Origin of the sequence: Alkalibacterium putridalgicola, assembly GCF_900109825.1 — a bacterium.
Lineage (GTDB): Bacteria > Bacillota > Bacilli > Lactobacillales > Carnobacteriaceae_A > Alkalibacterium > Alkalibacterium putridalgicola.
The window spans coordinates 1-17,770 of the sequence record NZ_FOBL01000015.1 but is presented as its reverse complement, the minus strand read 5'-3'; the positions used below and the strand labels follow the sequence as shown (position 1 = coordinate 17,770).

15 protein-coding genes are annotated in these 17,770 nt (G+C 44.9%); 13 read left to right on the top strand and 2 right to left on the bottom strand.

Annotated elements, in window-relative coordinates:
• Positions 1 to 34 precede the first annotated feature (34 nt).
• The 13 genes from metG (at position 35) to purR (ending at position 15,200) form a co-directional block, all read left to right on the top strand.
• Positions 35 to 2,074 carry a methionine--tRNA ligase gene (metG, locus tag BMX84_RS06370; protein ID WP_091488193.1) on the top strand — a complete coding sequence of 680 codons (2,040 nt, stop codon included), beginning with the start codon at positions 35 to 37 and terminating at the stop codon, positions 2,072 to 2,074.
• A gap of 124 nt (positions 2,075 to 2,198) precedes the next feature.
• A complete protein-coding gene (locus BMX84_RS06365) occupies positions 2,199 to 2,969 on the top strand; it encodes a TatD family hydrolase (protein WP_091488191.1) in 771 nt (256 codons plus the stop codon).
• A 12-nt stretch (positions 2,970 to 2,981) separates the two neighbouring features.
• Complete coding sequence (gene rnmV / locus BMX84_RS06360) at positions 2,982 to 3,557, top strand: ribonuclease M5 (RefSeq protein ID WP_091488188.1); 576 nt, start codon at positions 2,982 to 2,984, stop codon at positions 3,555 to 3,557.
• Positions 3,547 to 4,449 (top strand): 16S rRNA (adenine(1518)-N(6)/adenine(1519)-N(6))-dimethyltransferase RsmA, encoded by a 903-nt coding sequence (gene rsmA, locus BMX84_RS06355; RefSeq protein WP_091488186.1) that lies wholly within the window; start codon positions 3,547 to 3,549, stop codon positions 4,447 to 4,449. Before rnmV ends, rsmA begins: the two co-directional genes overlap by 11 nt.
• 237 nt (positions 4,450 to 4,686) lie before the next feature.
• Complete coding sequence (locus BMX84_RS06350) at positions 4,687 to 4,944, top strand: Veg family protein (RefSeq protein WP_091488185.1); 258 nt, start codon at positions 4,687 to 4,689, stop codon at positions 4,942 to 4,944.
• A 162-nt stretch (positions 4,945 to 5,106) separates the two neighbouring features.
• On the top strand, positions 5,107 to 5,952 hold the full coding sequence (gene ispE, locus BMX84_RS06345; protein ID WP_091488183.1) for a 4-(cytidine 5'-diphospho)-2-C-methyl-D-erythritol kinase: 846 nt from the start codon (positions 5,107 to 5,109) through the stop codon (positions 5,950 to 5,952).
• Between the two features lie 91 nt (positions 5,953 to 6,043).
• Positions 6,044 to 7,057, top strand: a complete 1,014-nt coding sequence (locus BMX84_RS06340; protein ID WP_091488182.1) for a metal ABC transporter solute-binding protein, Zn/Mn family — start codon at positions 6,044 to 6,046, stop codon at positions 7,055 to 7,057.
• Between the two features lie 46 nt (positions 7,058 to 7,103).
• Entirely contained in the window at positions 7,104 to 7,820 is a 717-nt protein-coding gene (locus BMX84_RS06335) for a metal ABC transporter ATP-binding protein (RefSeq protein ID WP_091488245.1), read from the top strand.
• Complete coding sequence (locus BMX84_RS06330; RefSeq protein ID WP_177165485.1) at positions 7,757 to 8,548, top strand: metal ABC transporter permease; 792 nt, start codon at positions 7,757 to 7,759, stop codon at positions 8,546 to 8,548. Before BMX84_RS06335 ends, BMX84_RS06330 begins: the two co-directional genes overlap by 64 nt.
• A gap of 295 nt (positions 8,549 to 8,843) precedes the next feature.
• A complete protein-coding gene (locus BMX84_RS06325; protein WP_177165484.1) occupies positions 8,844 to 9,920 on the top strand; it encodes a diguanylate cyclase in 1,077 nt (358 codons plus the stop codon).
• 150 nt (positions 9,921 to 10,070) lie between these two features.
• On the top strand, positions 10,071 to 13,502 hold the full coding sequence (locus BMX84_RS06320; RefSeq protein ID WP_091488178.1) for a pyruvate carboxylase: 3,432 nt from the start codon (positions 10,071 to 10,073) through the stop codon (positions 13,500 to 13,502).
• A 284-nt stretch (positions 13,503 to 13,786) separates the two neighbouring features.
• Positions 13,787 to 14,065 (top strand): hypothetical protein, encoded by a 279-nt coding sequence (locus BMX84_RS06315; RefSeq protein WP_143058679.1) that lies wholly within the window; start codon positions 13,787 to 13,789, stop codon positions 14,063 to 14,065.
• Between the two features lie 307 nt (positions 14,066 to 14,372).
• Entirely contained in the window at positions 14,373 to 15,200 is an 828-nt protein-coding gene (gene purR / locus BMX84_RS06310; protein WP_091488174.1) for a pur operon repressor, read from the top strand.
• 239 nt (positions 15,201 to 15,439) lie between these two features.
• Here purR and BMX84_RS06305 read toward each other — a convergent pair whose 3' ends face one another.
• Positions 15,440 to 16,075 carry a general stress protein gene (locus BMX84_RS06305; protein ID WP_091488173.1) on the bottom strand — a complete coding sequence of 212 codons (636 nt, stop codon included), beginning with the start codon at positions 16,073 to 16,075 and terminating at the stop codon, positions 15,440 to 15,442.
• A 186-nt stretch (positions 16,076 to 16,261) separates the two neighbouring features.
• Positions 16,262 to 17,662 (bottom strand): ISLre2 family transposase, encoded by a 1,401-nt coding sequence (locus BMX84_RS06300; protein WP_091487483.1) that lies wholly within the window; start codon positions 17,660 to 17,662, stop codon positions 16,262 to 16,264.
• Positions 17,663 to 17,770 lie beyond the last annotated feature (108 nt).

The window sequence follows — 17,770 nt, the reverse complement described above, 5'->3', positions numbered from 1 at the left end:
TTCAAACTAAAGTAAATCAAAGGAGGACATTAAGTTGTCTGAAAGAAAGTCATTTTATATTACAACTCCCATCTACTACCCAAGTGGCCAGCTGCATATCGGTAATGCCTATACCACCATTGCCTGCGATGTTTTGGCTCGCTACAAACGTTTGAAAGGCTTCGATACCTTTTATCTCACAGGGACAGATGAGCACGGTCAGAAAATCGAAACAAAGGCAAAAGAACTGAACCAGACGCCTCAGGAATATGTCGATGCGATGGCAGAAAGCATCCAGTCTTTATGGCAGACTCTGGAAATTTCGAATGATGATTTCATCCGTACCACTCGGCCCAAGCATAAAGAAGTGGTCGCTAAGATCTTTGAAAAACTTCTGGCCCAGGGCGATATCTATCTAGGCGATTATGCCGGCTGGTATTCAGTCTCAGATGAAGAGTTTTTCACGGAAACACAGCTGGCTGAAGTCTTTAAAGACAAAGACGGCAATGTGACCGGCGGAGTAGCTCCAAGCGGGCACAAAGTCGAATGGGTAAAAGAAGAGTCTTACTTCTTCAAAATGAGCAAGTATGCCGACCGTCTGCTGGAATATTATGACGCGCATCCTCAGTTCATCCAGCCTGAATCTCGCAAAAAGGAAATGATCAATAACTTCATTAAACCGGGTCTTGAAGATCTGGCTGTGTCACGTACGACCTTTGACTGGGGCGTTGAAGTGCCTTCCAATCCAAGACACGTCGTTTATGTCTGGATCGATGCCCTGACGAACTATATCACAGCACTAGGTTATGATCCGGATCTGGGCGGCTTTGACGAGCAGCCGGAAACGTTCAGAAAATACTGGCCGGCTGACGTGCACATGGTCGGTAAAGAGATCGTCCGTTTCCATACGATCTACTGGCCGATATTACTGATGGCACTCGATCTGCCTTTGCCTAAACAAGTCTTCGGACACGGCTGGCTGCTGATGAAAGACGGCAAAATGTCCAAGTCCAAAGGCAATGTCGTCTATCCTGAAAAACTTGTGGAACGCTACGGCGTGGATGCGGTCCGCTATTACCTGATGCGCGAAGTGACCTTCGGCAGTGACGGCGTATTCACTCCGGAAGATTTCATTTCCCGCATAAACTATGATTTAGCCAATGATCTGGGGAACCTGGTCAACCGTACAGTTGCCATGATCAATAAATACTTTGACGGAGTGATCCCGGATTATGAGGGAGATGTGACCGCCTTTGATGAAGCCCTGCGTCTGCAGGCACTGGAAACAGTTGATGAATACGAAGTCAACATGTCAGAGATGCAGTTCAGTTCTGCTTTGCAGTCGGTTTGGAAGCTCATTTCACGTTCCAATAAGTACATTGATGAAACAGAGCCTTGGGTGTTAGCCAAAGATGAAACGAAGCGAGAGGAATTAGCCAGTGTCATGGCCCACTTGTCTGAAAGCCTGCGTATCACGGCTGTGCTGCTTCAGCCTATCCTGCTGCACACATCGAAAGCCGTGGCCGAGCAGTTAGGGTTCTCGGAAGAGGATGTCGCTTTTGAAAAAGTGTCATTCATGAAACATGAAGAAGCGAATACGGTCGTTAAAAAAGGCACACCGATCTTCCCGCGTTTAGATGTGGAAGAAGAAGCGGGAGTCATCCAAAGCTGGATGAGCCAGACCTCTACAGATGAAGGAGAGTCAGAAGATATGGAAGCATTCGATCCGGAAGAAACGACACTGACATCGGTTAAAGACAAAGAAATCAAGTACGACGTTTTTGACCGCATGGAGCTCAAAGTAGCGGAAATCGTTGCGGCTGATAAAGTTGAAAAGGCAGATAAACTGCTGAAATTCAGACTGGATGCCGGAGATGAAGGCGGCCACCGCCAGATCTTGTCAGGTATCGCAGCCTTTTATCCTGATCCACAGGAACTGGTCGGGAAGAAAGTCGTCATCGTAGCCAACTTGAAACCGAGAAAAATGCGCGGTGAGATCAGCCAGGGAATGATCCTGTCTGCTGAAGATACAGAAGGTAATTTAACTGTGATCGAAGCACCGGCTCATATGCCGAACGGGTCCATCGTGGCTTAACGCAACTATAACGTTATCAGGAATTCCAGCAAAGAGAGAAGATGCGTCTTTTGACTTTGTTGGAATTTTTCTGTTTATGGTGTATTCTGAAGGAGACGAGTAAGACAAACAAAGGAGAGAAGCCATGCTTTTTGATACACACACACATATAAATGTCGACCGGTTTAAAGGTGAAGAAAAAGAAGCCATCGAACGGGCCAGGGAGAATCAGGTGACCCGCATGGCGGTGGTCGGATTTGATACAGAAACGATCAGAAAATCCCTGGAATTGAGCCGAACTTACGAGGGCGTCTATTCCATCATCGGCTGGCACCCGACTGAAGCGGCGACCTATACAGACGCGGTCGAGAATCAGCTGATGGAACAGCTGACAGGGGATAAAATCGTTGCCATGGGTGAAATGGGTCTGGATTATTACTGGGACACAGCCCCAAAGCCTGTCCAGCATGATGCCTTCAGACGTCAGATCCGAGTGGCGAAAGAATTGAGCCTGCCGGTTTCTATCCATAACCGGGATGCGACAGAAGATACCTATAAAATACTCAAAGAAGAACATGCCGGGGATACTGGCGGAATCATGCACAGCTTCAATCTGGATACCTACTGGATGGAAAAATTCCTGGATATCGGCATGCACATTTCACTTAGCGGGGTCGTTACGTTTAAAAATGCGCCCGAAGTGAAAGAAGTGGCGAAGGCTGTTCCCTTTGAAAAGCTGCTCGTGGAAACCGATGCCCCTTATATGGCTCCGATGCCTAATCGGGGCAAGCGGAATGAGCCGGCCTATGTCAAGTACGTAGCCGAAGAGATCGCCAGACAGCGCGGGCTGAAATTTGAGGAAGTAGCTCAGCAGACGACCCAAAATGCTATGCGTCTATTCAGACTGGAAGAATAAGGTGAGATAGTAATGGAAAAGATCAAAGAAATCATCGTGGTGGAAGGGAAAGACGACACGAAGCGTCTGGCTCTAGCGGTCGATGCCGATACGATCGAAACCCGTGGATCCGCGATCAGCCCGGACATACTGGAACAGATCGCTTTAGCCCAGGAAACGAGAGGGGTCATCGTCTTCACTGATCCGGACGGACCGGGTGAGAAGATCCGTAAAATCATCTCGATGAATGTCCCTGGTGTGAAGCATGCCTTTATTACAAAGGACCAGGGCCGTCATAGAAAATCAGTGAAAGCAAGTCTGGGCATCGAACATGCATCGGTGGAAGACATCCGCGAAGCCCTGGATCAGGTCGTTGAAGAACGTATCGACGCAGAAGAGACCGTGAGTCAGTCTTTCCTGATCAAAGAGGGGCTGATCGGCTCTGATAAAGCGCGGGCATTGCGGGAAGCTCTCGGTGAAGAACTGCGCATCGGCTACACCAACGGTAAGCAGCTGAAGAAACGTCTGACCATGTTCGGTTTTTCAGAGGAAGACGTTAAAGAGGCATTAGCGAAGATACGAAAGGAACAAGCAGACAATGACGCATAAAGATATCGCAACACCTAATCGCACCAAAGAAATACTTCAGACATACGGACTTTCCGCAAAGAAAAGTCTGGGGCAGAATTTTATCATCGACACCAATATATTGAGAAATATCGTGGAGGCGGGGGAGGTTTCCGACCGTACCACAGTGATCGAAGTCGGTCCCGGGATCGGAGCCTTGACGGAGCAGCTGGCCAAACAGGCGGGAAAAGTGATCGCCTTTGAGATCGACGACCGCCTTCTGCCCGTCCTTGCAGATACCTTGTCTCCCTATGACAACATCGAGATCATTCACGAAGACATCTTGAATGTGGACCTGGAGGCTTTTTATGCGTCACATCTAAAGGATGCAGAAGAGATCGTGGTGGTGGCCAATCTGCCTTACTACATCACCACCCCCATCATCTTGAGGTTCCTGGAATCACAGCTGCCTATCGACCGCATGGTGCTGATGATGCAGAAAGAAGTCGCCAGTCGTTTGTCCGCTCAGCCAAGCACAAAAGCCTACGGGTCTTTATCCATCGCCGTACAGTATTATATGGATGCAGAAGTAGCCTTTACGGTGCCCAAGACGGTCTTTATGCCGCAGCCGAATGTGGATTCAGCTATCATCAGACTGAGCAGAAAAGAAACGGAAGGCATAGACGTCAAAGACGAGGAACTGTTTTTCACCCTTACCCGCGCGGCTTTCGTCCAGCGCAGAAAGACTTTATGGAACAACCTGCAGGTAGCTTTCGGCAAAGACCAGACGGTTAAAGAAACAATGTCTGAGGCATTGGCTTCTGCCGGTATCGATCCGAAAAGACGGGGAGAAACTCTGTCTATCGAAGAATTCGGACGCATGTCCAATGCGTTTAGTAAGGCCGGCTTGTCCAGAAAAGATACGGCTGTTTAGATCCGTTGTGGACTGCCAATCCGTCAGGTCAGGAAAACACGAACGTTAGACGCTGTCGATAATCTCTTTCATTAAAAAAACTTCATGTAAGTTGGTATTATATTTGATATATAGGGGATAGCCGCCTCATTATATTTTAATCTTCACAGAAAATCCTATCTTTATCCGCCTGAAAGCTTTTAATTTTCGGTTTTTAGTGGTATAATGAATATACTACTTTGTGAGGTGAGTCGAAATATGCCAACTACTTTAGCGAGCATTAAGAAAACCTTGGACAGTCAAATAGGAAGAGAAATCAAATTGATTGCCCAGGCTGGAAGAAAAAAGACGACAGAACGCAAAGGTATTTTAACAGAAACGTATCCTTCAGTTTTCGTCGTAGAACTTGATCAGGAAGAAAATGCAGTGGAACGAGTTTCTTATAACTATACAGATGTATTGACACATGCTGTGGAGGTCGAGTTCTCTGAAGAAGTCGAACTTGTACTGAACTAAACAGAATTTACAGATCCGGTAGTGTAATTTATTTTAAATTATGCTACTTTTTTTATGCTTGAAAATATTTTCATCAGGTGGAACGGTCCTTTCTTTTTCATTAAAGGGTAAACTCATTTACAATAGGAAATAGATAATCCAAGAATGAGAGGAGGAACGTTCTTGTCTCTATACGAAAAAGCACCGGCTAAAATCAATCTCTGCCTGAATGTTCTCAGAAAAAGAGAGGACGGCTTTCATGAAATGGAAATGCTGATGACACCTATCGATCTGGCGGACCGGCTGACGTTCAGTTTGCTTGACAGGGAGATTTCCTTGGACTCGAACAGCTCGTTCATGCCTTTAGATGAACGGAACATCGTTTACAAGACAGCACAGCTGCTTAAAGATACGTATCAAGTAACTCAGGGAGCGGATATCTATATAGAAAAAAACATACCCATCGCAGCTGGACTGGGTGGGGGAAGCAGCGATGCGGCGGCGACGCTGAGAGGACTGAACCGTTTATGGAATCTGGAACTTTCTCTTGATGAACTCGCTCGGCTGGGAGAACAGATCGGTTCGGATGTGCCGTTCTGTGTCTATAATCAGACAGCTTTCGTGTCCGGTAGAGGGGAAATCGTCGAACCTATCCAACCGTTTCCTAAAGCATGGGTGATCCTTGTCAAACCACCAAAAGGGATCTCCAGCTGGACAGTTTTTAAAGATCTGGATATCAGTCAGCTTTTATCATATGAGATCCAGGCGATGCGTGAAGCAATAGAAAACCATTCCTTTAAGGATGCTGTTCGTTATGCCGGGAATGCCCTGGAAGTTCAGGCCGTGAAACAGAACCCATTGATCATCGAAGTCAAAGATAAGATGCTGCAATTCGGTGCAGAAACAGCACTGATGAGCGGGACAGGTCCGACGGTTTATGGCCTGACTCAGAATATGAAAAAGGCTCAGCGTATCGTCAATGGATTGAAAGGCTTCTGTAAAGAGGTTTATCTGGTTCGAACATTATAAGGAAAAAAATTTGCTTGACAATAGACAGAGAAAAATGCTATTCTTTAAATCGTAATGATTACGATTTGTTAAATTTTGGAGGATAACACGTATGAGAAATTTAAATAAAGTACTTATCTCACTTCTTTCTCTGTCGACACTTGCCGCTTGTGCACCTGAGTCGCAGGAACCTGTTGAAGACAATGAAAGTTCTGAAGCAAATGCAACGAATGAAACGAATGAAGAAACAGATACTGCTTCAACTGAAGAGGAAAAATTATCTGTCGTCACCACATTTTACCCGGTCTATGAATTCACTGACCAGGTTGCTGGCGATCACGCCGATATCGAAATGATGATCACCGGCGGAACCGATGTGCATCACTATGAACCGAGTGCCAGAGACATGGCGATGATCAACGATGCGGACATGTTCGTGTACAGCAGTGATGAAATGGAAACGTGGGTACAGAGCATGCTGGCCTCGCTGGATAATGAAGATCTCGTTGTAGTGGAACAGGCCGCAGCTGTCGACCTGATCGAAGCTGAGGAAGATGAACATGCTGAAGATGAACACGGTCATGAGGATGAAGAAGATGTCCATGCAGTCGATCCGCATATCTGGCTGGATCCTGTTTTGGTTCAGGAACAGGTGGAGACAGTGAAAGAGGCCTTCATCAATATTGATCCGGATCGTTCTGAAAGCTACACAGCGAACGCTGAAGCCTATCAGAGTGACCTGCAGGACCTGCATGAAGAATTTGAAGCAGCGTTCAGTGATGCTGAACAACGACGTTTCGTCACCCAGCATGAAGCCTTCGGTTATATAGCGCACCGTTATGATCTGACTCAAATGGCCGTAGGTGGATTGTCCACTGAGGTCGAAGTCAGTCCTTCAAGGATCGCTGAAATCAATCAGCTCGTTGAAGAGTTCGACATTCCTGTGATCTACTTCCAGGAAGGCGCCAATTCGGCGATCGCAGAAACAGTGGCCAATGAAACAGGGGCAGAAGTCGCTGAATTATACAGTCTGGAATCTCTACCGGCAGCTGTAGAAGATGACGGTCAAGGCTACATCGAAGCGATGAAAAGGAATCTGGAAGCACTGGAAATGAGTATCCAGTAAATCCTGATCTCTTAAACAAGAGTTAAAAATGAAAGCAGGGAATCATATGCAGTATATAAAAGTGGATGACTTGGCCTTTCACTATGAAGATGAACCAGTACTTGAGAATATATGCTTTGAAGTCAATGCCGGAGACTTTGCCATGCTGACGGGTGAGAATGGTGCAGCGAAATCAACACTGCTGCGCAACATTCTCGGTTTACTGAAGCCGACAAAAGGATCAGTCACGTTATCTAAAAAGAATACAGAGGGCGAAAAGCTGGTCGTCGGTTATATCCCTCAGCAAGTGGCTTCTTTTAATGCCGGTTTTCCAAGTACAGTATTGGAACTTGTCAATTCCGGCCGTTATCCTAGAGGGAAATGGTTTAAAAAGCTAGATAAAGAAGATAAAGAACATGTGCGGAAGTCACTGGAATCCGTAGGCATGTGGGAGATGCGGAACAAAAAAATCGGTGAACTCTCCGGCGGACAGAAACAGCGCATATCTATTGCGCGTGTCTTTGCCATGGATCCTGATCTGTTTATTCTGGACGAGCCGACGACCGGTATGGATGTCAACTCCAGAGAAGAATTCTACAAACTTCTTCAGCACGCCAGCGAATATCATGACAAGGGCATTCTGATGGTGACCCACGATCATGAAGAGATCCGGCATTATGCCAACAAACATATCGAGCTGATCAGGAAGGAGGGATCGCCGTGGAGATGTTTCTCTATGGATTCATGCAAAGAGCGTTCCAAGCATCCATCCTCATTTCACTGATCGCGCCTATGCTGGGGTTGTTCCTCATCCTCAGGCGTCAGTCGCTGATGGCGGATACTCTTTCCCATGTATCGCTGGCAGGGGTCGCCTTAGGGCTGCTCCTGGGTTATGACCCTACCTGGATGAATATCCTGGTCGTCGTGATCGTCGCCGGGATCCTGGAATATTTAAGAAAAGTTTACCGGACGTATTCCGAAATCTCGATCGCGATCCTGATGTCTGGAGGGATGGCTGTCGCACTGGTACTCATGGGTCTGAACGACAGCGGAGCCACCGTCAGTATCCAGCAGTTTCTCTTTGGTTCCATTGTGACCATATCCGTCCAGCAGGTCTGGATGCTGCTTATTCTCACCCTTATTATCATCGTATTATACAGTGTGTTTAGAAAGCCGATGTACACGCTGACTTTTGACGAAGAAACGGCTTATACAGCCGGCCTTCCGATCCAGTTCATGTCGGTGATGTTCAATATCCTTACGGGTGTAACAATCGCTTTGATCATGCCGATCGTAGGGGCGCTGCTTGTCTCCGCGATACTTATCCTGCCGGCAGCCATTTCCATAAGGTTGAGCAAGAGCTTCAACGGTGTCATCTTCATCGGTATCGGAGTAGCATTGATAGGTATGATAATGGGACTGGTAGGGTCTTATTATCTGGGAACCCCGCCGGGTGCCACCATCACGCTGATTTATATCAGTATTTTTTCATTACTTGCTGTATTTAAATAAAGGGTTGTTGAATCAGATAATTGAGATGAAAGGCTGGGGATGGTTCCCGGCCTTTTTTGTTCTAAAAACACGAATGAGCGTGAAAGCTGATGAGTGATCACCTTTACTGGCCATAATAGGGAAGAAGGGGAAAAACTCGTGTAAAAAGGAACAGAATGACATAAGCAGAGTAAAGGCCATTTTGTCTCCAGGCCACTAACATGATACACTCTTATTATGTTTAATAATGTAAAAAAATTCCACACAATCAAACAACACACTTAAATAGGATTTTATGAATGAGAAGGGGTATCAGATGGGTCGGGATTTATTTATCAATTTTTCAATCGTTATTTCGCTGATTTTTATCTACATGCAGGTCAGGTGGAAAAGTCACAAAAAATCTTCCATACCAGGGCTGTCGCTAACGATTGATGGACTATGCGGAGGGCTGATGGGCTACCTCCTGATGTCTTTTTCTATTCGTGTCACTTCAAATACGATTTTAGATTTCAGGTATGTGCCAATCATGCTGCTGGTACTCTTTGTGGGGAAACGGCCAGCTCTGATCAGCAGTCTCATTATTGCTTTAAGCCGGTTTCAGATCGGTACAGGGCGATCGGCTGTTTATGCAATCCATATGGCAATGGTGCTCTTAGCAGGTTATATCGTTTTGGACCAAATTTTAAAAAATGAAGAAAGCATGTTGAAAAAAGGGCTGTTCTTCACCCTGTATTCCAATAGTGTTGTGACAGTTTTTCTTATTTACCTGACTGATGGAATAAATCTGGCGCCTCTTACACTGCTGTTCTGGGTGATCTCAACATTAGCCGGGATGTCCGCTGTTTATCTTGTCAATTACATCAGGAATTCGGAATACCTTTTTAATAAGTATCAGATCGAATCTTCGACGGATTTTCTAACGGGTTTGAGCAATGTCAGACGCTTTGAAGATTTCTGGGGAAAAGTCTCGCAGGATGCGCAAGTAAATCAGGAATCCTGTGCCCTCATTCTCCTTGATATCGATCATTTTAAACAGACCAACGATGCCTATGGTCATTCTGCTGGCGATTATGTACTGGTAGAGCTTGGACACATTCTGGAAGAGGTCATTGGAAAAAGAGGAATAGCCTTTAGAAAAGGTGGAGAAGAATTTGCTGTCGTTCTACCAAAGAGTGATAAAGCGGAGGCTGTTAGACTAGCTGAGTCTATAAGAATGAAAGTGGAACAGCATCATTTCATTACCCATAATTTAGTCAGTATCCCAGTAACCGTATCACTAGGCGTGACGGTTTATCCGGAAACGATCAACCATCTGTCAGATATGATCGAAATGGCTGATGTGCTTCTCTACAAGTCCAAGAATGACGGGAGAAACAGAGTCAGTGTATAAATTGAAAGAAAATAAAGGGTGAAAAAAGAGTGCGGATAAGCATTCTTTTTAAATTCTTTTTTATTTAGGCTGAAACTCTGGTAAAATAAGGTGTAAGCTTAGAAAATGATGATAGAATATTCATATAAATAAGGACGAGGTGAAAATTGGATGAAAAAAGTATTAGTCGCCAATAGAGGTGAAATAGCTATCCGCATCTTCAGAGCACTGGCTGAACTGAATATCGATACAGTGGGCATCTATGCACTGGAAGATGAAGCAAGCGTACACCGTTTCAAAGCTGATGAAGCTTATCTCGTAGGCAAAGGTAAAAAACCGATCGAAGCATATCTGGACAGTGAAAGCATCATTCAAGTGGCCAAGGAGGCAGGAGCGGATGCGATTCATCCGGGTTACGGCTTTCTTTCTGAAAATCTGGAATTTGCTGAGCGATGCGAAGCAGAAGGTCTGACCTTTATCGGTCCGGACACACATCATTTAGACATATTCGGAGACAAAATCAAAGCGAAAACTGTAGCAAAGGAAGCCGGTATCCCGACTGTTCCAGGAACTGACGGACCTGTCGATGACGTGAAAGCTGTCCTTTCATTTGGAGAAACATATGGTTACCCGATCATGATGAAAGCGGCAATGGGCGGCGGCGGACGCGGCATGCGTGTTGCAAACAATGAAGTCGAAGCAGCTGAAGGATTTGAAAGAGCCAAAAGTGAAGCAAAAGCGGCCTTTGGTCAGGATGATATCTATATCGAAAAATATATCGCTAATCCGAAACACATCGAAGTGCAGATCTTTGGTGACAGTCACGGCAACATTATCCACTTGTTTGAAAGAGACTGTTCGGTCCAGAGACGCCATCAGAAAGTCGTTGAAGTTGCCCCATGTGTGGACTTGGATCCCGCATTAAGAGAAGAACTGTGTCAGACAGCTGTTAAGCTGATGGAACATGTCGGTTATGTGAATGCTGGAACGGTAGAATTCCTGCTGGAAAATGACGCATTCTACTTTATTGAAGTCAATCCCCGTGTGCAGGTCGAGCATACCATCACTGAAATGGTGACAGGCATAGATATCGTTCAGACTCAGATCCTGATCGCACAAGGCCAGGATCTGCATAAAGATATCGGGATACCTAAACAGGAAGACATTAAACTGAAAGGCGCAGCTATCCAGTGCCGCATCACCACTGAAGATCCGGCCAACGGTTTCCTGCCGGATACAGGAAAAATCAATACCTACCGCTCGCCGGGGGGATTCGGTATACGTCTGGACGCCGGAAACGGTTTTCAGGGTTCTGTAGTCACGCCGTTCTTTGACTCGCTCCTTGTCAAACTGTCGACAGAAGGCCTGGATTATAAACAAGCGGTACAGAAAATGACCCGTGCCCTGATCGAATTCCGCATCCGTGGTGTTGTAACGAATATTCCGTTTCTTATCAATGTTCTGAAACATCCGACTTTCCGAAGTGGGAAAGTGACGACCCGTTTCATCGATGAGACACCGGAACTGTTTGAATACCCTAAAATCAGAGACCGAGGCAACAAGACCCTGAAATATATCGGCAACGTGACGGTCAACGGATTCCCAGGCATAGGTAAAATAGAGAAACGCGCATTTAAAGAACCAAGAATGCCTAAAAAAATCATCCAGCCTTCAAAAGAGCTGGTTTATCCTAAACATATCCTGGATAAAGAAGGACCGGAAAAAGTATCGGAATGGGTCAAAGCACAGGATTCAGTCCTTCTGACAGATACGACTCTGCGTGATGCACATCAGAGTCTTCTGGCCACCCGTATGCGTACACATGACATGCTGGCGATCGCGGAAGAAACGGAGAAAGCCATTCCTGAACTATTCTCTGTAGAGATGTGGGGAGGTGCCACTTTCGATGTGGCCTACCGCTTCCTGACTGAAGACCCATGGATACGTTTGAGAAAGCTGCGGGAGAAAATGCCGAATACACTCTTTCAGATGCTGTTCCGCGGATCCAATGCCGTCGGTTATGACAATTATCCGGACAACGTGCTGGAAGAATTCATCCGACTGGCTGCAGAAAATGGGATCGATGTGTTCCGTATCTTCGATAGCTTGAACTGGATCCCGCAAATGGAGAAAAGCATCCAGTATGTCAGAGACAACAACAAGATAGCCGAAGCAACGATCTGCTATACCGGGGATCTTCTTGACCCGTCTCAGACAAAATACACGATGAACTACTACAAACGCATGGCGAAAGAGCTTGAAGCAACAGGCGCACACATCCTGGCGATCAAAGATATGGCCGGTTTGCTTAAACCGCATGCCGCTTACCGCCTGATCGGGGAATTGAAAGAAACTGTTTCTATCCCCATTCACCTCCATATGCATGACACCAGTGGGAATGGTATTTACACTTACGGTGCAGCGATCCGGGCAGGTGTGGATATCGTAGATGTGGCTCAAAGTGCCTTGAGTGGAAAAACCAGTCAGCCAAGTATGGGAAGTCTGTACTATGCGCTGGAAGGCACCACGCATGCGCCCAAATATAACATCAAGAATGTGGAACAGCTGAATCACTACTGGGAAGATATACGTAAGTACTATGCTGATTTTGAAGAAGGTATGCCGGCGGCTTCAACGGAAGTCTACACGCACCAGATGCCTGGCGGCCAGTACACAAACCTGAAACAGCAGGCCAAGGGGGTTGGTCTTGAAGATCAGTGGGACGATATCAAAGAAATGTATGCTGTGGTCAACCGCATGTTTGGAGATATCGTAAAAGTCACGCCTTCTTCTAAAGTCGTTGGTGATATGGCTCTTTATATGATCCAGAATGAACTGACGGAAGAAGAGGTTTATGAAAAAGGTGAGGACCTGGACTTCCCGACATCAGTCGTGCGTTTCTTCAAAGGTGAACTGGGTCAGCCCGAAGGCGGCTTCCCTGAGAAACTTCAGAAACTGGTTCTGAATGGGGATAAACCTTTAGAAAAAAGACCTGGCGAATATAAAGAACCGCTTGATTTTAATGAAGTGAGAAAAGAATTAAGCGAACACCTGGACCGTGAACCGACGGAAGAAGAAGTTATGGGCTATATCATGTATCCGCAGGTCTTCCTGGACTATACATTCTTCTACAATATGTACGGTGAAGTCACCAAATTCGATACGCCGACATTCTTCTACGGCATGCGAATGGGTGAACAGGTGGAAGTGACCCTGGAAAAAGGGAAAACACTGATCATTAAACTGAATCAAATCGGCGATCCCGATCTGGAAGGAAACCGTGTCCTGTATTTCGAGCTTAACGGACAGGGAAGGCAGATCGAAGTCAAAGATAAAAACGTGACGAATACGAAAGCGGTCCGTAAAAAGGCTGAGCCGACAAACAAAGGTCACGTCGGCGCTACCATGCCCGGTTCTGTACTTCAAGTACTGGTTAATCGTGGTGATAAGGTTGATAAAGGTGATCCGATCGTCATAACAGAAGCCATGAAAATGGAAACGACGATCCGTTCCGGTATCGCCGGGAAAGTCGAGCGTCTCTTTGTCAAAGAAGGCGACACGATACAAACCAATGATCTGCTTGTTGAAATCGAAACAAAATAAGGAAAAGTCTGCGCGAATAAAGCGCAGACTTTTTATCTGATATGAATTACTGAAATCAGTCATCTGTTCATTCTAAGGTCTTTCAGATAGGTGGGATCAGGCTGCAGCCTGATCCAGACCTTATTTGATCGAGTTATCCTGTTTTTACTTTAGTTCAACTATTAACAGTACTCAAGCGGTTTTGCCGGTCAGAACGTCGAATGAGAACGTCAATAGCATTACTCAAGCAGCTTTGGCCGTGAGTACGCCGAATGAAGGCAACATTGGCAGTACTGAAGACCATTTTGTCCGTGGGTACGTCGAATGAGAACGTCATTAGCATTATTCAAGCAGCTTTGGCCGTGAGTGCGTCGAATGAAGGCAGCATTAGCAGTACTCAAGCGGTTTTGTCGGTCAGTACGTCGAATGCAGGCCTCATTAGCAGTACTCAAGGAATTTTGTACGTGAGTGCGTCGAATGAAGGCAACATTAGCAGTGCTCAAGGAGTATTGTCCGTGGGTACGCCGAATGAAGGCAACATTAGCAGTGCTCAAGGAGTTTTTGTCCGTGGGTACGCCGAATGAAGGCAACATTAGCATTACTCAAGCAGTTTTGTCCGCGAGTACGTCGAATGCAGGGAACATTAGCAGTACTCAGTCAAGCGTTTCCGTGAGTGAACTGAATATCAGCTTATTGCTATGCCAATAAAATTTATTGCCTGCCCGAGCGGTGTGACCACCAGTGAGATGGATTCGGAATATCCAGTAAGATTTACAGCTAAATACGAACAATATCAGATGAAATAAGAAGAATGACTATTAATTAACGAATAAAAACGGTAGAATAAGTATCACAGAAATAAGAGCTACATAAAAAAAGAGGTGTTTATAATTGAAAACGAAACGAAGTGAGCGACTGATCGACATGACTCATTATCTGCTGGAGCATCCGCATACCCTGATTCCTTTGACATTATTTTCAAAGAAGTATGAATCTGCAAAATCCAGCATCAGTGAAGACTTAACGATCGTTAAAAACACTTTTGCAGAAAGAGGCATAGGTTTCCTGGAGACTGTTCCCGGTGCTGCCGGTGGTGTGAAGTATATCCCGAAAATGAATAAGAAAGATATCGAAGCTTTCGTAAATGATCTGATCGAAGAACTGAATCATTCCAAACGCCTTCTGCCTGGGGGATATGTCTATTTGTCAGATATGATGGGTGACCCGAAATGGCTGAGACGAATCGGTCGAGCGATTGCCTCTCAGTACATGGGGACCGAAGTCAACAGCGTGATGACTGTAGCGACCAAAGGTGTTCCTATCGCCCAGTCTGTTGCATTTTATCTGAATGTGCCGTTCGTGATCGTGCGACGGGATTCAAAAGTAACAGAAGGGTCTACCGTAAGTATCAATTATGTTTCGGGTTCTTCATTTGATCGGGTAGAAAAAATGGAGTTATCCAGACGCAGCCTGGATATGGGCTCAAAAGTTGTCATCGTAGACGACTTTCTTAAAGGTGGCGGGACGATCAACGGTATGATCAGTCTGATCGAAGAGTTTAATTCAGAAGTTGTGGGAGCCACCGTCATCGCAGAAAACATTTTTAGAGGCGAACGGTCCGTCAAGGATTATACGGCACTCCTGAAAGTGGATAGCGTCAATACAGAAGATCGTACGATCGAAGTTTCTGCCGGAAACTTTTTGTCTTCACTAGATTAAAGCATGCTTCAATAAGGAAAGGTTGAGACCGCTGTCTCAACCTTTTTCGACTGTCGTGGCTATTAAAGAGAACTGAAACCATTGTTTTGCTGAAAACGATAGTTAAGAGGGAAAGCTGCTGGGAGTCTATAAAATAACCAAGCAGAACGAATTACACTAGCGCAAACTCAGCACCACCAAAGAAAAAATGTGGAAAGACCCGGGTAAATCGAGTCTTTCCACATCACTGATTTTAATTTTTATTTTTTCGGACGATTTTCACGTCCCTCCTGTCTGAGTCGATCTTCTGTTGCTTCTCTTTCATCGGCAGCAGCAGCGGTATCTTCCAGCTCCGGTGGCGTGCCGTCTTCAGAATGTGGTTCGACAGGTGGCTGTCCGCCGTCGCCCATACCCTGAACAGAACCCTCATTGGGGAAACCGGCTGTTGTACCTAACGTTTCCATTTGAGGATTCGGAGCAGAGGTGACTTCTTTATCCGAAGCTGTTTCACTATCCCCGGGACGTCTAGTGGAATCATCAACAGCTACGATATAGCGGCCATTTTTCAAGTCATCGCGATAGGGGTGGAGCAGATCATTCTCTGATTTATAGCTTGCATCTTCAAATTCATGGTCTTCTCTGACATGAAAGGCATCACGGATCGATTCCCAGAAGTTTTTATCTTCTTCAGGTGTATCGGTATTTTCATGTGCATCAGGCTCAGGTTGAGCTACTTGTACATTTTCAACCTCTGAGAAAAGATGATGCTTCTCTTCGTTGGTGTAGATCGTCAGCTGGTCTTTTCTGTACCCCTGATCCATTAAATGACGAATCACTCGTTTCGTTTCCTTTTCATCTTCATAACTGCCGATAACACGCTGATCCAAATTATTCATGTTTGGCCTCCTTGAATTTTTTTAAATGGTCTAGTTCTCTATAAGCAAAATGTAAGCCTTTATTATATTCATTATAGGAAAGGTAAGCGTTCAGCTCAAACAATAGACCTTATATGTATGCGTCAAGTTTTTCTCGGTAACCTTTAACTAGTAGAATTAAACAGAAAGTATGTTATATTAACTTTTTTAGGAAAATGCCCGGCCTAATTTTCCAATGAAGCTACTCACAGGGCCATAGTTGGATATCTTCCCAGTTTGAACAGTGCGTGTAGTTGAACGAGGCTTTTTCAAAGCCTGACGTACTGCTCCTTTAAGATCTTCACCTAACGGTTCAACGATAGAATCAACTTCTGTGGACAAAGCTTTTTTCAGAAGACTGTTTTGTTCTGCTGTTAGTAATGCTACGACATTAGCTACACCTGACTTTGTCCAACTACGTCCCTGCCTTTTCGTCCGGTAACTATACACACGATGTCCAGTTTCACAAACGCCTGTCCCATCGGACAGGGGGAGATCACGTTGTTTAAAGCTTTTGATGTATTCCCAATTTCTATACAAATATTTTTTCAGTTTTTCAATTTGATCTTTACGTATTGCTTTGCTTTCTTCTGGTATGTCTATCAATCTGCTTTCAGCTGTTGCACAAACGGATTCCACTAATGACCAGTCATGTTTTTTTACAGCCTTTATCATTAATCCTTCCATTTTTTTATCGAAAGATAAACGTTCTTTTAATTTTCGATAGACGTGGTAGGTATCTCTAAAATGTTCATGCCGATGACAATAGCCAACGATAGTGTCAAATTTATCTTTTTCATATCCACTTCCTCCATCACTGTTTGTGATGACAAGTGTCTCTTTCAAGTCATAGACTTGATTTAAGTAATGAGCAGCTTGCTTAAAAGCATCTTTACTAGAATCTAAACTTGAAAATGCCATTTTGTTTATAAGCGTATGTCTCTGCTTCTTTTTATCAATACCTTCATGTACGATGACGCGATGAATGGTCGGGGAGTCGCCTTGCCTTCCTTTGACAAGCAAACCATCACCTTCAATATATAATGCTTTTACCTTCTTTCGCTTAGTCTTAGGAAGATTTGATTTATAGTTATATTTAGACAGATAGTGTTGAACCTTTTCTCCAACCTCTTGCGTTACACGGTGAATGGTAGAATGGCTAGCTGTCACAGAACTACTTATCAGAAGAGACTTTTTGGCTTGTCTATAAGGCATATTAGCCCCCAATTGAGCCATAACCTTTTGAGTGTTGGGAGAGTAGCGCTTATACTTTTGTAAGCCTAAGGCTTCATCCAAAGCAATAAAAGATGGTTTCCCTTCTTTTCTTAGTCGTCTCCGATAGTAAGTGATCTTACCAAATACAAATTGAACAGTTCGAGGTTCAATATTGTCTACATGCCAGCCTTTATGTTTATACTGCTGGTAAAGTTCTTTATCTATTCTCTCTATGGCATGCTGCATTAACCATTCATTCCAACCTTGAAACCAAAGGTTTAAATTATTTTCTATATCAATAACAGATTCTTCGTTCTTCCAGAGTTCAACTATTTGTGATATTATATGATTCATAACGAGGCCTCTTTTCTACTGGTGTGGTAACTACTAGATTAAAGGTCTCGTTTCTTTTTGTCTAGAAAACGAAATGATATCACTAACCGAGAACTATTTTACACTAAC